We start from the raw sequence: 14,830 nt of genomic DNA, 5'->3' as shown, positions 1-14,830 counted from the left end.
CAGAACACGGCGGATAGTCAACGATGCTGGAACACCAGGTCGCCCGCGACGGCGCCTTGCTGCTGATCCGCGCCGTGTTGGGCACCATCTTCATCGCCCACGGCTGGCAGAAACTCTTCATCCAGAAGCTTGGGGGAGACTCCGGAGTGATCGCGGAGTTTTCCCACCAGGGGATCCCGCAGCCCGAGCTCTCCGCTTGGCTGGCCACCGGGCTGGAGCTCATCGGGGGAGCCCTCCTGGTCGTGGGCCTACTGGCGCCGCTGATGGCTGGCCTGCTGATCTTGCACATGATCGCCGCGATGTACCTGGTGCACTGGTCCCAGGGGCTCTTCGCCGCCGATAACGGCATCGAGCTGCCGCTGGTGCTGTGCGCGGGGCTGCTGGCGATCGTGGTCTTCGGTTCCGGGCGGGCCAGCCTGGACCGGGCATTCTCCCGCTTCGGGTGAGCCGTCGGGTGAGCGGGGTGGAAGGGGCTAGCGCCGCCTCTGCTTGGCAGCACGAGGCTTTTAGGGGAGCATAAGGTCTGTGGAATGCGCAGAAGTTCGGGCAGCGCTCTCGGCGCGGCTAGACGGCGAGGACGCCGCGGTGCCGGGAGAGATCGTGGACGCCCACGTGGCTCAGTGTGAGGAGTGCCAGGCGTGGTACGCGCAGGTGACCGCGATCGGGCGCGACCTGCGGCTGCGGGCCAACCCGCCCGCGCCGACCCAGGGGGCTGGTGCGGATCTCGCGGCCAAGGTGCTGCAGGTGGCCGAGGAAACCCCCGAGGTTGGTGGCGACATTCGTCGGCGGCAGCTGCCGTTGCTGGGGGCCCGCATCGCGCTGGCGGTGCTTGCGGTCGTCTATTTCCTCTGGGCGATCCTGCTGTTTGCTGGCTCGACCGCGGGTACCGCGGATCCCGCGCAGCTCTACGAGGCCATCCGGCCGGGGGAGGGGCCGCAGGCGGGGGCTGCGGACCCGGAGCTCGCGAAATACATGATTGATGCGGCCATCAGCCGCTTCGCCTTGGGCGCGGGCCTAGCTTGGGCATCCTGGGCGCCTCGCGCTGCCGGCGGGCTGCTGCCCGTCTACCTGGGGATGTGGGCCTTCGGCGGGGGCTTCGCCACCCGAGACATCATCATGGGGCTGGCGGGTGGCACCGGGGTCGATCCGGCACTCATCGGCAACCTCGCCATTCACCTCGCTGCGGTGATCGCGCTGGTGACCTGCTGGCTCTCCCGGCACCATACGATCCGGCCGCTGCGTGATTCCTGGCACGTGCTCTCAGCCAAGCCGATGAACTTTTCCGCGGTGGATGCCGAGGAGCATTCTCGCTACTATCCCGGCGATCATCGCCGCCACTAGCCGACCGATTGCCCTAGTTCCAGGAAGCCCTAGTGCCAGGAAGCCCTAGTGCCAGGAAGGCAGCCACATGCGGGCTGCCCACTCGGCGGGGCTCAGCGGCATGGCCGTGTACAGCGGCAGGAAGAAGAGGAAATTCCACACCGCAAAGCCCAGGTAGGCCACGACCAGTACCAGGCCGGCGTGGGCCTGTAACCATGCCACCGGGCGGTGCGTGCTGCCGGGCGCCATGCGCCACCCCAAGACACGGCCGCAGATCAGCGCCAGGCCGATGATGAGGAAGGGCGCGAGGTTCAGCGCATAGAAGAGGTACATCTGGCGGTCGGTGTTCAGCAGCCACGGCAGGAATCCTGCGGCGAAACCCACGACCGGCACGACCCACACCAGATCCCGGAACCGGGCCAGGCGGTAGCAACCATAGACCAGCACCAGCACGGTGGGGAACCAGATCGCCGGCGTGCCAACCAGTAGCTCCACGGTGCGGGTGCCGTCCTCGTGGCTGGGGTTGTAGTACATCAGCCCGCGGGTGGAGGCCAGCCAGGACCAGGGCTTCGACTCCCACGGGTGGTTGTGACCATTCGAATTGGTCAGCTCCGAGTGAAAGCGCAGCACCGACAGGTGGTAGTAGAGGAAGTTCAGGACAGAATCCGGCAGGAATCCCAGCGGGGATTCGGCCAGCGCGGTGGCGTCCTCGACGAGGCCAGATTCCACCGCGTGCCGGTACACGGAGGTCTCGCTGCCGAACCACGCCCGCCAGGACAGCAGGTAGCAGCACACCGGGATGATGACGACCGCGAAGAAGTGCGGCGGGGCGTCCCGAAGCAGCGCACCCAGCAGCGGGCGGCGCACGCCATAACGCCAGCGACGGTGCGCATCCAGGGCCACGAGGACCACGCCGAAGAAGGCCATGTAGTAGAGCCCGGACCACTTGATCGCCAGCGTGCCACCGAGCGCGATGCCGGCGGCGAAGCGCCACCAGCGGAAGCCCGGCCGCGGCCCAGCCGGGAAGTCCCCGATTCGGCCCTCACGAAACACGGCCCGGTAGCGGCGCTCCATCTCCTCGTGGTCGCGGACCAGGAAGTACACCGCGGCCACCAGGAAGAGCGTTTGGAAGTGATCCAGCATTCCGGAACGGCTGGTCAGCAGCAGAATGCCATCGGAGAGGGCGAGCACGCCGGCCAGCAAGCCGACCAGATCCGAGCGGGATATTCGCCGGGCGATGCCCGCGATCAGGCAGACCACCGCCACGCCCGCTAGCGCGGAGCACACCCGCCAGCCGAAGGGGGTGTAGCCAAAGACCCCCATTCCGGCGGCCATGATTTCTTTGGCCAGCGGCGGGTGCACGACCAGCCCATAGCCGGGGTTATCCTCGATGCCTCCCAGCACCAGGTGGTCCCAGCCGCGCAGGATCTGCCAGGCCTGGGGGACGTAGTGCTTTTCGTCGAAGACCGGGGTACCGCCGTCAGTGGGGGAGCCCAGATTGACCATCCGAAGGAGGGCAGCGAAGGCGGCCAGCAGAAGCTGAATGAGAGCCCAACGGCGTTGGTTCATCCGCTGCTTCGGCTGGCCCACGCGGGGCTCGGCTGGCCCGGTGGCCGGCGCCGGGGAGGTCTTCGTTGTCACAGGGAAAGCTTATCCGATGTGGATTTTGCTTTAAGCGGTGCCATGCTGGTGGCATGAGCTCCGCACCGACGCACTCCCGCACCATTGACGCCCCAGCCCCGGACTTCGGCCACCTGTGGGAACAGGCCTGCGCCAATCCGCCGCTGCCGGACGGTGGCATCATCCTCGCGGCCACGCCCCTGGGCAACCCGCAGGATGCGTCGATCCGGTTGCTCCACGCCCTGGCCACCGCAGACGTGATCGCGGCGGAGGATACCCGCCGCAGCCGGGCGCTCGCCGACGCGCTGGGGGTCAGCATCCGTGGCAAGGTGCTCTCCAATTTCGACCACAACGAGGATCACCGCGCCGAGGAGCTCGTCGAAGCCGCGGCCACCGGCCAGCGGGTGCTGGTCATCACGGACGCGGGCATGCCCTCCGTGTCGGACCCGGGTTTTCCTGCCGTCGTCGCAGCCCACCGGCGCGGCGTCCCGGTGACCTGCCTGCCGGGTCCGTCCGCTGTGCCGACGGCACTGGCGCTCTCCGGGATCGGGGTCGGTCACTTCCGCTTCCTGGGTTTTGCGCCGAGGAAGGACGGCCAGCGTCGCCAGTTTTTCGACGCCGCCCGCAGTGGAGACGAGGCCGTCTGTTTCTTCGAATCACCCCACCGGTTGGCCTCGACGCTCGGGATTGCCGCCGAGGTGCTGGGGCCGGAGCGTTCGGCGGCTGTGTGCCGGGAGCTCACCAAGACCTTCGAGGAGGTCAAGGCGGGCACGCTCGGCCAGCTCGCCGAGTGGGCGGAGGCCGGGGTCAAGGGGGAGATCACCGTCGTCATCGAGGCGACCGCCGCCACGGCGGAGGTCGCGGCCGAAGACGTCGTGGGCGAGGTCGAGGAATTGGTATCCCAGGGGCAGCGGCTGAAGGCCGCCGCCGGGGAGGTGGCTGCCTCCCACGGTCTCGGAAAGCGGGATGTTTACGAGGCGGTACTGGCCGCCCGGGCGGAAAAATAGGCCACAACCTGCGCATCAAAGCGAATTTGTTATCAGATTGTTATCTCTTGGTGGGGAAGAGCGCCCTGAACAGCGCTATAACAATTCTGGCAGCCACCTAGAAAACCGCTGTGAGCCCGTTGCGAGCTCGATAACGGCGCCGAAAACTAGCAAAACGCAAAAATCCCACGCACAGTGGGGCAATGAGCAATTCTGAGAACACCCTTGACCAGCTGAAGGAAGGCAGTATCTCGCCGCAAGAGGCCCAAGACGCCGCGCGGCTGAGTGAACCCGCGGATAGTGCCGCGGCCAAGGACGAGCGCGCAGGCATCGACTGGGTCGTCACCGGCCCCGCCGCCGCGCTCGTCCTCGCCGTGGTGGCCTGGGGGCTCGTGGGTTCCGAGTCCTTCGCCAACTTCGCCAGCCAGGCGCTGGACTACGTCGTCGTCGACTGGGGTTGGCTGTTCGTCCTCGCCTCGACCGTGTTCGTCTTCTTCGTGCTCTTCGTGGCCTTCTCGAAGTTCGGCCACATCAAGCTCGGCAAGGATGATGAACAGCCGGAGTTCTCAACATTCTCCTGGGTTGCGATGATGTTCGCCGCCGGCATGGGCATCGGCCTGATGTTCTACGGCACCACCGAGCCGCTGACCCACTTCCGCACCGGCGTACCGGGCCGCCCGGAGGGCAACGTGGGCGAGGCCTTCGCCTCCACGCTCTTCCACTGGGGTCTGCACCCATGGTCGCTGTACGCCATCGTCGGCCTGGCCATCGCCTACGGCACGTTCCGTCTGGGCCGCAAGCAGCTGCTGAGCTCCGCGTTCATCCCGCTGATCGGCCACCGCCTGGCCGAGGGCTGGCTCGGTAAGCTCATCGACATCCTGGCTATTTTCGCCACCGTCTTCGGCACCGCCGCCTCCCTGGGTATTGGTGCTCGCCAGATCGCCTCGGGCATGGAAATCGTCGACTGGGTCGATAACCCCGGCAACACCCTGATCGTTGGCATCATCGTCGTGCTCGGCATCGCCTTCCTGATCTCCGCCGCATCCGGCGTGGGCAAGGGCATTCAGTGGATCTCGAATACGAACATGGTGCTGGCATCGATCATCGCCCTGTTTGTCCTCATTGTCGGCCCGACCGTCGTCATCATGAACATGGTCCCGACGACGCTGGGCAACTACCTGCAGGACTTCTTCGCCATGGCCTCCCGCACCGCCCAGTCCTCCGAGGACGCCGGTGACTGGCTGTCTAGCTGGACCATTTTCTACTGGGCATGGTGGGGCTCCTGGTCCCCGTTCGTGGGCATGTTCCTGGCTCGTATTTCCCGCGGCCGTACCGTCCGCGAGTTCATCATGGTGATCCTGCTCGTCCCGACCTCCGTGACGATCCTGTGGTTCTCCATCTTCGGCGGCACCGCGATCCACCTCGAGGAGACCGGCAAGTCCATCTGGGGCGACGGTGATGCCACCAAGATGCTGTTCAACCTGCTGTACGAGTACCCATTCGGCGCGGGTGTGTCCATCATTGCGATGCTGCTGCTTGGCACCTTCTTCATCACCTCGGCGGACTCCGCCTCCACGGTGATGGGCAGCATGTCTCAGCGCGGCCGCCTCGTCGCATCCCCGATCGTCACCGTCCTGTGGGGTGTTCTCACCTGCGCCATCGCGGTGATCATGCTGACCACGGGTGATGCGGACTCGCTGGATAACCTGCAGAACATCACGATTATCGCGGCCTCCCCATTCGTGTTCATCATCATCGCCCTGATGTTCGCCGTGGTGAAGGCCCTGGGCGACGACCCGCTCTACCTGGATCAGAAGAATCAGCGGAGGATGGTGCTGCGCGTCGCCCGCGAATACCGGGAACGCGAAAACCGCGAGATCGTGAAGCGGGCACGCCGCATGAAGAGCCGCCGCGAGGACGTCACCGCCACGACGGCGGACACTGCGCCCCACGCCGCCGCCACGGCAGACGCCGAAGCTGCGGTCGAGGACTCCGCAGGTGCGCAGAGCTACGCCTCCGAGGACCTCGACGGTCTGGAGACGATGAGCGTCTACGACGGCGAGAAGGTCGTTGAGGTTGTCGACGCCGAAGATGTCGCCGACTACATCAACAATCGCAACGACGAGGACGCCGACGGGCGCAGCTAAGCCCCACGCGGTCCTTCGCGGAACCCAACCCCACCTACCCGGTCGGAACTTGCCCCGGGAGGTGGGGCTTTGTTCGCGCAGCAGGCACGGATCTAATAGGGTTTAAGGCATGTCAAAGCGCGTACTCACCTCTGTTGCCTGGCCCTATGCCAACGGCCCCCGTCATATCGGCCATGTCGCCGGCTTCGGCGTCCCGTCCGACGTTTTTGCCCGTTATCAGCGAATGATCGGCAACGACGTGCTGATGGTCTCCGGCACGGATGAGCACGGCACCCCGCTGCTGGTGCAGGCGGATAAGGAAAACACCACGGTCCGCGAGCTCGCGGACCGCTACAACCGCATCATCGTCGAGGACCTCGTGGGACTGGGACTGTCCTACGACCTCTTCACCCGCACCACCACCCGCAACCACTACGCGATTGTCCAGGAGCTGTTCCGCGGGCTCAACGACAACGGCTACATGCTCAAGCAGACCACCCGTGGTGCCGTGAGCCCGTCCACTGGTCGCACCCTGCCGGACCGCTACATCGAGGGCACCTGCCCGCTGTGTGGCGCCACCGACGCCCGCGGCGACCAGTGCGATAACTGCGGCAACCAGCTGGACCCGGCCGACCTGATCGACCCGCGCTCCAAGATCAACGGCGAGACTCCGGAGTTCGTCGACACCGAGCACTTCATGCTCGACCTGCCCGCCCTGGCCGAGGCGCTGGAGGAGTGGCTGAAGGGACGCGATGACTGGCGTCCGAACGTCCTGAAGTTCTCCCTGAACCTGTTGAAGGACATCCGTCCCCGCGCGATGAGCCGAGACATCGACTGGGGCGTGCCCGTCCCGATCGAGGGCTGGCAGGATAACAACGCCAAGAAGCTCTACGTCTGGTTCGACGCGGTCGTCGGCTACCTCTCCGCATCCATCGAGTGGGCTTGGCGCACCGGCGACCCGGAGGCCTGGCGTAAGTGGTGGAACGACCCGGAGGCCGTGTCCTACTACTTCATGGGCAAGGACAACATCACCTTCCACTCCCAGATCTGGCCAGGCGAGATGCTCGGTTACGCCGGCAAGGGGAGCAAGGGCGGTGAGCTGGGCGAGCTGGGTGAGCTGAACCTGCCGACCGAGGTTGTCTCCTCCGAGTTTCTGACCATGTCCGGCTCCAAGTTCTCCTCCTCCAAGGGGGTCGTGATCTACGTCCGCGACTTCCTCAAGGAGTTCGGTCCTGACGCGCTGCGCTACTTCATCGCCGTCGCAGGCCCCGAGAACACGGACACAGACTTCACTTGGGATGAGTTCGTTCGCCGCATCAACTCGGAGCTGGCTAACGAGTGGGGCAACCTGGTCAACCGCACGGTGTCCATGGCGCACAAGAACTTCGGCGAGATCCCGACCCCGGGCGAGTATACCGCCGAGGATCAGGAGCTGCTGGACGAGGCCAAGAAGGCCTTCGACATCGTCGGCGACGCGCTGAAGCTCTCCAAGTTCAAGGCAGGCATGACCGAGGCCATGCGCATTGCAGCGCGGGCCAACCAGTACATCGCAGCCCAGGAGCCGTGGAAGCTGGCGAAGGACGAGACCCAGCGCGAGCGCCTGGCTACCGTCCTGTACGTTGCCCTGCAGGTTGTCGCGGACGTCAACACCCTGATGACCCCGTACCTGCCCTTCTCCGCCCAGAAGGTCTTCGAGACTCTCGGTGGCGAGGGCATCTGGGCGGCCCAGCCGGAGATCGTCGAAGTCAAGGATGAGTCCCCCTACACCCCGGTCGGAGTTGGCCTGCCGGAGGAGGGGAGTAGCTACCCGGTCATCATGGGTAACTACACCGAGCAGAAGGCTATCTGGCAGCGCACCGAGCTTGCCCCGGGCACCGCGCTGAGCAAGCCGAAGCCGCTGTTCCAGAAGCTGGACCCGGAGCTGGCGGAGACCGGCCCGGAGTGGGCACCGGTCGTCAAGGACTAGTCACCCGGTAGCGTGGGGACCATGTCTAAGAAGAAACGCCCCACGCCTGTCCTGCCGGAGAGCATCGGAGCTCTCTTCGATTCCCACACCCACCTGGCCTCCACCATCGCCAAGGGGGCGCAGGAAGGGCAGGATCGCCGTGCTGCCACCGCAGAGCTGGTCGCCCGCGCCGGGCAGGCCGGGGTTGAGCGGATCTGCACCGTCGGTGATGGGCTGGCCGAGACCGAGCTGGCGCTGGAAGCAGCGCAGCAGTTCGACAACGTCTGGGCCGCCTGCGCGATCCATCCCACCCGCGCCGACGAGCTGGATGAGGCAGCCAAAACCAGCCTCATCGAGATGGCCGCCAACGAGCGTTGTGTGGCGATCGGGGAGACCGGCCTGGACGCGTATTGGATCAAGCACGACGACACCACGCCCTCGCTCGAGGTACAGGAAGCCGCGCTGCGCTGGCACATCGACCTTGCGGTCAGCGCGCGCAAGCCGCTGATGATCCACAACCGCGAGGCGGACGAGGATCTGATGCGCATCCTCGCGGATGCCCCGCAGCCCACCGACGTGATCCTGCACTGCTTCTCCTCTCCGCTGGACGTGGCCCGCGAGGCCATCGATCGCGGCTACGTTCTCTCCTTCGCGGGCAATGCGACCTTCAAGCGCAATGAGGAGCTCCGGGAGGCTGCGCGCCTGGCCCCGGCCGAGCAGATCCTCGTGGAGACGGACGCTCCCTATATGACGCCCGAGCCCTTCCGTGGTGCGCGCAACGAACCCGGGTTCGTGGGATACACAGCCCGGGTGCTCGCGGAGGCGCGCGGCCAGTCGCCGGCCGAATTCGCGGAACTGGCGTGGGCGAATGCCAACCGCGTCTTCGGCCTCCCTGGTTAAGGGCGAGCCAAGCCACGTTATCTTCAGGTCGGGCTCCCCGGATCAGGGCGAGTCAAACCCCGTTATCTTCCTACGCGACCCAGGGAACCGCAGGCGCGTCCGGCGCTTACGGTCCTGGTGCGCAAGCGTGCTGCCGTTGCGCGTGTGACGGCCTGTTATTGCTGTTACAGTGCGCATTCCCCGACCTGGGGTGATTTTGCCCACGTCTCTGGATTCTCCTGGCTTTAACTTCATCGTTATCGTATTGTGATAAAGGTTCAGCCCCGCTGGGGGCGAAGCGATCACAAGAAAATCGAGAGGTTTCGAGTGTCTCCTAAGAAGAAGTCCAGCCTGCACCGCATCAACAACACCAACTCCACGCCACTGCGCCTGGCCACCGGCGGCATGCTGGCGACCCTGGTTGTTGGCGGTGGCGTCGCCGCGGCGGCGCACAAGAACATCACGCTGGACGTCAACGGCGAAATCATCGAGGCCAGCTCCGTCACCGGCAACGTCGGCGACATCCTGGAGAAGAACGGCGTCGAGGTCAACGCCAAGGACCTCGTCAGCCCGGCACCGTCCGAGTCCGTCTCCAACAACGACACCATCAAGGTGCGCTCCGCCAAGCAGGTCGCTCTGATCATCGACGGTAAGCGCGAGAACGTCGACACCACCTCCGTCACCGTCGAGGAGATGCTGCGCCAGGTCGGCAAGTACGACGAGATCGCCACCGGCTCCCTCTCCGCCGGTATGAACACCAAGATCCCGGCTGAGGGCATGGATCTGGACGTCACCACGTCCAAGTACTTCACCCTCAACGACGGCGGCAAGCAGGGCCGCATGAAGCTGCCGGCCCGCACCGTCGGCGGTATTTTCGAGCTGCGCGGCACCCCGCTGGGCAAGGACGACATCGTCACCCCGTCCGCAGACACTCCGCTGCGTGAGGGCATGCACATCGACGTCGTCCGCGTCTCCAAGAAGGATCACACCTTCGAGCGCGCTGTGAGCGCACCGGAGCGCGAGATCGAGGATGCCAACCTGCCAGAGGGCGAGCGCAAGGTCGTCAAGGAGGGCAAGGACGGCAAGGAGCGCGTCAAGCTGCTGGTCACCCGCCACAACGGCAAGGTCACCGACCGCAAGGTTCTGGAGCGCGAGGAGCTCGAGGCCCCGGTTGAGGCAGTGGTGAAGGTCGGCACCAAGCCGAAGAAGCCGGCTGGCCCGGATGCCCCCGCAGTCGCGAACGGTTCCGTGTGGGACGAGCTCGCGCAGTGTGAGGCGACCGGCGACTGGTCCATCAATACCGGCAACGGATTCTCCGGTGGCCTGCAGTTCACCCCGTCCACCTGGGCTGGCTTCGGTGGCACCGAGTACGCTCCGGCAGCCCACATGGCCACCCGCGAGCAGCAGATCGCCGTGGCAGAGCGCGTCCAGGCCGCGCAGGGCTGGGGCGCTTGGCCTGCCTGCACCGCGAAGATGGGCCTGCGCTAAAGCCCAGCGTTCGCAGAACACGAGCACTCACCGGCAGCCGTAGCGGGGAAGCATTTTCGCCCGCTACGCTGCCGGTCGTTTATATTCGAAGGCGTGAATGATGACGTGCGTGCCCAGGATGCCCCGGCGCTAGACGGGGGAGTATCGCTGCTCGGGCCGGTGGAGATCCGCCAGCTCGCTGAGGAGCTGGGGGTTAACCCCACCAAGAAGCTCGGCCAGAACTTCGTCCACGACCCAAATACGGTTCGTAAGATCCTGCACGCCGCGGATGTCGGCCCGCAGGACCACGTGATCGAGGTTGGCCCCGGGTTGGGCTCCCTGACGTTGGCGCTGCTGGGCGCGGTGGGGGAGGTCACCGCCGTCGAGATCGACCCGCTGTTGGCAGGACGGCTGCCGCGCACCGTCGCCGAGCAGGCCGCTCCGGTCGCCGATAAGCTCCACCTCATCCTCCGCGACGCCCTCCAGGTCACCGCCGCTGATTGGGCTGAGCAGGGGCTGGCGGCGCCCACCGCGCTGGTGGCGAACCTGCCCTATAACGTCTCCGTCCCGGTGCTGCTTCACCTGCTGGAGCAGTTCCCCACGATCAGTCGGGTGCTCGTGATGGTGCAGCTGGAGGTCGCGGACCGGCTGGCCGCCAAGCCGGGCAGCAAGATTTACGGGGTGCCCAGCGTGAAGGCCCGTTACTACGGCGATACCTTCCGCGCCGCGACGATCGGCAAGAACGTCTTCTGGCCCGCCCCGAAGGTGGACTCCGGGTTGGTGCGCATCGACCGCTGGGGTGTGGGGGACAAGCCGGCCGCCCCGTGGGCCGAAGCCGTCGCTGCCTCGGGATTCGCGGAAGAGGCCGTGCGCCGGGAGACCTTCGCCCTGGCCGACGCGGCCTTCCTGCAGCGGCGCAAGACCCTGCGCGCCGCCCTCTCCGGGCACTTCGGTGGTGGACAGCAGGCCGAGGACGTCTTGCGTGCAGCGGGCATCGACCCGAAGCAGCGGGGGGAGAAACTCGGCGCCGAGGAATTCGTGGCGCTTGCCCTGGCCAGCCTCGTAAGCAAGGAGGGGGAGCAGTGAGCACGCAGCGCCCCGGTGACGAGCACGGAGACACCCCGCGCATCAGCGTGGCCGCCACCGCGCACGGCAAGATCAACCTTCACCTGGCAGTCGGCGACGTCCGGCCGGACGGCTACCACGAGCTGGAAACCATCTTCCAGTCCGTGAGCCTTAAGGAGACCGTGACCCTCACCGCGGTTCCGCGCGGAGAGGAACCCGAGCTCACGGTCGCGGGACCGGATGCCCACCTCGTGCCGCGCGACCCCAGCAACCTCGCCTGGCGGGCCGTCGAGCTCATCCGCGACCTGTGGTGCGAGCGCGCAGGCCTGCTGGAAGACCCCGCGGCCGACCCGGCGACCCGCGCGCCGTCGGTGAGCATCCACATCGATAAGAATGTGCCCGTGGCCGGCGGGATGGCCGGTGGCTCCGCGGACGCCGCAGCCGCCCTCGTCGCCGCCGTGGAGTTTTACTTCGGCCGCCAGCCCCTGCCATATCCGACCCCGCGCAAGGCTGTGGTGCCCAGCCAGGCGGAGCTGCTGGCACTCGCCGGCACCCTGGGCGCCGACGTGCCCTTCTGCGTGCTCGGCGGCACCGCGCTCGGCACCGCCCGCGGGGACGAGCTGATCAGCATCATGTCTCAGGGGCCCTACCACTGGGCGATTGCCACCGATAAGCGCGGGCTGTCCACCCCGGAGGTCTTCGCGCAGCTGGACCGCCAGCGGGAGGCCGCGCGCACCGGCAACCGGCCGGATGTCCGCGCCCAAGGCACCGAGGAGTTGATGCGCGCGCTGGTGACCGGCGACCCCCATCAGCTCGCTCCGCTGCTGGTCAACGACCTGCAGGCGCCCGCGATCAGCCTACTGCCGAGCCTGCGGCAAACGCTGGCGGTGGCCAAGGAGGCCGGCGCGCTCGCTGCCATCGTCTCCGGCTCCGGGCCATCCATCGCCATGCTGTGCGAGGACGAGGCCAGCGCCGTGGAGGTCGCCACCGCCGTATCCGTGGCGGGCAAGGCCAGCGCCACGGTCGTGACTAGTTCGCCCGCGCCGGGGGCGCGCGTAGTCCGCAGCTAGCCTGGAAAACACAAGAAAAACAGCACAAAAGAAATTAAAGGAGAGCGAAAACCCACCGTGGTGAACCTCATCAACCTGGAAAACGTCGAGAAGTCCTATGGCCTGAAAACCCTGCTGGACAAGGTCAGCCTCGGAGTCAACGAGGGCGACCGCATCGGCGTCGTGGGCCTCAACGGTGGCGGCAAGTCCACCCTCCTGAAGGTGATTTCCAAGCAAGTGCCTGCCGACGCGGGGCGGGTGTCCCATAACAACGATCTCCGCCTGGCGATGGTCACCCAGGACGTCCTCCGGGAATGCCTCACCGACCCGGAGAAGAAGGAACTCACGGTCGGGCAGGCTGTCCTCGACCCGCTGGGCATGGAGACCTACGAGTGGGCCTCCCAGTCGAAGGTGCGCCGCGTGCTGCACGGCCTGGGCATCGTGGAACTCGGCCTCGACACCCCGGTGTCGCAGCTCTCCGGCGGTGAGCGCCGCCGCACCGGACTGGCCGCCGCACTGATTCAAGACCTCGACCTGCTCATCCTTGACGAGCCCACCAACCACCTCGACGTCGAGGGCGTGCAGTGGCTGGCCGAGCACATTCTGGCCCGCAACACCGCGCTGCTCGTCGTCACCCACGACCGTTGGTTCCTCGACACAGTCGCCACCTACACCTGGGAGGTCCACGACGGGAAGGTGGACGTCTACGAGGGCGGCTACAACGACTGGACATTCGCCCGCGCCGAGCGCACCCGCCAGGCCAACGCCGCCGAACAGCGCCGCCAGAACCTCGCCCGCCGCGAGCTCGCCTGGCTGCGCCGCGGGGCACCCGCCCGCACCTCCAAGCCGCGCTACCGCATCGAGGCCGCCGAGGCCATCATCGCGGACGTCCCGCCGCTGCGCGACAGCGTGGAGCTGATGAGCTTCGCCGTCCGCCGCCAGGGCAAAAAGGTCATCGACCTGGAGGACGCCAGCATCAGCACGCCGGACGGCCGGCGCCTCATCGAACACCTCACCTGGCGTCTGGGGCCCGGCGAGCGCATCGGTCTGGTGGGCGTCAACGGCTCCGGCAAGACCACCCTGCTGCGCACCCTGGCAGGCGACTACCCGCTGGACTCAGGCAAGCGCATCGAGGGCAAGACCGTGCGCATCGGTTGGCTCCGCCAGGAGCTCGACGACCTGGACCCGGAGCGCCGACTGCTGGACACCGTCACGGACGTGGCCAGCTACGTGACGATCGGGGACAAGGAGATCTCCGCCTCCCAGCTGGCCGAGCGGCTGGGCTTCAGCCCGAAGCGGCAGCGCACCCCGGTCAAGGACCTCTCGGGTGGCGAGCGCCGCCGCCTGCAGCTGACCCGCGTGCTCATGAGCGAACCCAACGTGCTGCTGCTCGACGAGCCCACCAACGACCTGGACATCGACACCCTCCAGGAACTGGAGACGCTGCTGGACAACTGGGCCGGCACCCTCGTGGTCATCTCCCACGACCGCTACCTCATCGAAAGGCTCTGCGACTCCACCTGGGCGCTCTTCGGCGACGGGGAGCTGACAAACCTCCCCGGCGGGATCGAGCAGTACCTCACGCTGCGCGCCGAGCAGGCCAAGGCTTTAGGCACGGATGAAAACTCCATGAACCTGGGAGTCCAGGGCGGCGACGTCGAGAAGACAGAAAAGAAGGAAACCAGCGGCCTGAGCGCGCAGGAGGACCGCGAGCTGCGCAAGCAGATGAACGCCGCGGAGCGGAAGATGGCGAAGCTGGCCGAGAAGATCGCGGGGCTCGAGGAGGAGATGGCCGCGGCCGCCGAGGCCATGGACCACGAGAAACTCGCCGAGCTCAACGAGACGCTGCAGGCGGCCAAGGACGAGCACGAGGAGCTCGAGATGGAGTGGCTGGAGGCCGCGGAGCGCCGCGAAAACGCCTAGCCGGGTGCGGAAAATAAAAACCTGGCGAGGGTCGCGGCTGCATGGCTAGCATGGGAGCATGATTCTCATTAACGTTCGATTCAAGCCCCTGGACGAGCACGTCGAGAACTTCCGCGAGCACGTCGCGGAGTTCACCGAGGCCACCCGCAAGGAGCCGGGTTGCCTGTGGTTCGACTGGTTCCGCAACACGGACGACCCGAGCGAGTACATCCTCATCGAGGCCTTCGAGGACGACGCTGCGGAGGCACACGTGAACTCCGAGCACTTTAAGAAGGCCACGGAGCTCTTCCCGACGATCCTCAAGGAGACCCCGCAGATCATCAACACGCTGATCCCGGGGAAGACCGAGTGGGACCGCATGGCGGAGTTCCAGGTCGACTAACAATTTCTGTGGCGGCGCGCCGGGCACCCCGGCCCGTCGCCACAGGTATATCTAGCGAAGAAAAGATC

General features: G+C 66.5%; 12 protein-coding genes. 11 read left to right on the top strand and 1 reads right to left on the bottom strand.

Annotation, left to right across the window (positions count from 1 at the left end):
* Positions 1–23 precede the first annotated feature (23 nt).
* On the top strand, positions 24–446 hold the full coding sequence (locus QP413_RS03870) for a DoxX family protein (protein ID WP_070758646.1): 423 nt from the start codon (positions 24–26) through the stop codon (positions 444–446).
* A 79-nt stretch (positions 447–525) separates the two neighbouring features.
* Positions 526–1,341, top strand: a complete 816-nt coding sequence (locus tag QP413_RS03865; protein ID WP_070758645.1) for a zf-HC2 domain-containing protein — start codon at positions 526–528, stop codon at positions 1,339–1,341.
* Positions 1,342–1,386: 45 nt separating this feature from the next.
* Here the strand turns inward: QP413_RS03865 and QP413_RS03860 are convergent, their stop codons facing one another.
* The gene (locus QP413_RS03860) at positions 1,387–2,889 is read right to left on the bottom strand and encodes a phospholipid carrier-dependent glycosyltransferase (protein WP_284780721.1); all 1,503 of its coding nucleotides are present in this window, start codon (positions 2,887–2,889) and stop codon (positions 1,387–1,389) included.
* A gap of 65 nt (positions 2,890–2,954) precedes the next feature.
* Between QP413_RS03860 and rsmI the strand changes: the two genes are divergently transcribed.
* The 9 genes from rsmI to QP413_RS03815 all read left to right on the top strand — a co-directional run bounded on the left by rsmI (position 2,955) and on the right by QP413_RS03815 (position 14,762).
* Entirely contained in the window at positions 2,955–3,947 is a 993-nt protein-coding gene (rsmI, locus tag QP413_RS03855; protein ID WP_284780706.1) for a 16S rRNA (cytidine(1402)-2'-O)-methyltransferase, read from the top strand.
* Positions 3,948–4,129: 182 nt separating this feature from the next.
* The gene (locus tag QP413_RS03850) at positions 4,130–6,073 is read left to right on the top strand and encodes a BCCT family transporter (protein WP_284780705.1); all 1,944 of its coding nucleotides are present in this window, start codon (positions 4,130–4,132) and stop codon (positions 6,071–6,073) included.
* A gap of 109 nt (positions 6,074–6,182) precedes the next feature.
* On the top strand, positions 6,183–8,018 hold the full coding sequence (metG, locus tag QP413_RS03845; protein ID WP_284780704.1) for a methionine--tRNA ligase: 1,836 nt from the start codon (positions 6,183–6,185) through the stop codon (positions 8,016–8,018).
* Positions 8,019–8,039: 21 nt separating this feature from the next.
* On the top strand, positions 8,040–8,897 hold the full coding sequence (locus QP413_RS03840; protein ID WP_284780703.1) for a TatD family hydrolase: 858 nt from the start codon (positions 8,040–8,042) through the stop codon (positions 8,895–8,897).
* Positions 8,898–9,203: 306 nt separating this feature from the next.
* The gene (locus QP413_RS03835; RefSeq protein ID WP_284780702.1) at positions 9,204–10,364 is read left to right on the top strand and encodes a resuscitation-promoting factor; all 1,161 of its coding nucleotides are present in this window, start codon (positions 9,204–9,206) and stop codon (positions 10,362–10,364) included.
* A gap of 93 nt (positions 10,365–10,457) precedes the next feature.
* Positions 10,458–11,429, top strand: a complete 972-nt coding sequence (rsmA, locus tag QP413_RS03830) for a 16S rRNA (adenine(1518)-N(6)/adenine(1519)-N(6))-dimethyltransferase RsmA (protein ID WP_284780701.1) — start codon at positions 10,458–10,460, stop codon at positions 11,427–11,429.
* Positions 11,426–12,478 carry a 4-(cytidine 5'-diphospho)-2-C-methyl-D-erythritol kinase gene (locus QP413_RS03825; RefSeq protein ID WP_284780700.1) on the top strand — a complete coding sequence of 351 codons (1,053 nt, stop codon included), beginning with the start codon at positions 11,426–11,428 and terminating at the stop codon, positions 12,476–12,478. Before rsmA ends, QP413_RS03825 begins: the two co-directional genes overlap by 4 nt.
* 57 nt (positions 12,479–12,535) lie before the next feature.
* Complete coding sequence (locus QP413_RS03820; protein WP_284780699.1) at positions 12,536–14,380, top strand: ABC-F family ATP-binding cassette domain-containing protein; 1,845 nt, start codon at positions 12,536–12,538, stop codon at positions 14,378–14,380.
* 58 nt (positions 14,381–14,438) lie between these two features.
* Entirely contained in the window at positions 14,439–14,762 is a 324-nt protein-coding gene (locus tag QP413_RS03815; RefSeq protein WP_070761819.1) for a putative quinol monooxygenase, read from the top strand.
* Positions 14,763–14,830 lie beyond the last annotated feature (68 nt).

The sequence above is a fragment of the Corynebacterium sp. UMB4614 genome, assembly GCF_030217065.1.
Taxonomy (GTDB): domain Bacteria; phylum Actinomycetota; class Actinomycetes; order Mycobacteriales; family Mycobacteriaceae; genus Corynebacterium.
Note: the sequence above shows the minus strand (reverse complement) of the source record. Positions and strands in the feature narration are given on the sequence as shown.

Bases quoted from the DNA above. Each gene is read 5' to 3' on its own strand.
- QP413_RS03870 (WP_070758646.1), top strand. From the start codon at position 24: ATGCTGGAACACCAGGTCGCCCGCGACGGCGCCTTGCTGCTGATCCGC.
- metG (WP_284780704.1), top strand. From the start codon at position 6,183: ATGTCAAAGCGCGTACTCACCTCTGTTGCCTGGCCCTATGCCAACGGC.
- QP413_RS03815 (WP_070761819.1), top strand. From the start codon at position 14,439: ATGATTCTCATTAACGTTCGATTCAAGCCCCTGGACGAGCACGTCGAG.
- QP413_RS03850 (WP_284780705.1), top strand. From the start codon at position 4,130: ATGAGCAATTCTGAGAACACCCTTGACCAGCTGAAGGAAGGCAGTATC.
- QP413_RS03840 (WP_284780703.1), top strand. From the start codon at position 8,040: ATGTCTAAGAAGAAACGCCCCACGCCTGTCCTGCCGGAGAGCATCGGA.
- QP413_RS03860 (WP_284780721.1), bottom strand. From the start codon at position 2,889: ATGAACCAACGCCGTTGGGCTCTCATTCAGCTTCTGCTGGCCGCCTTC.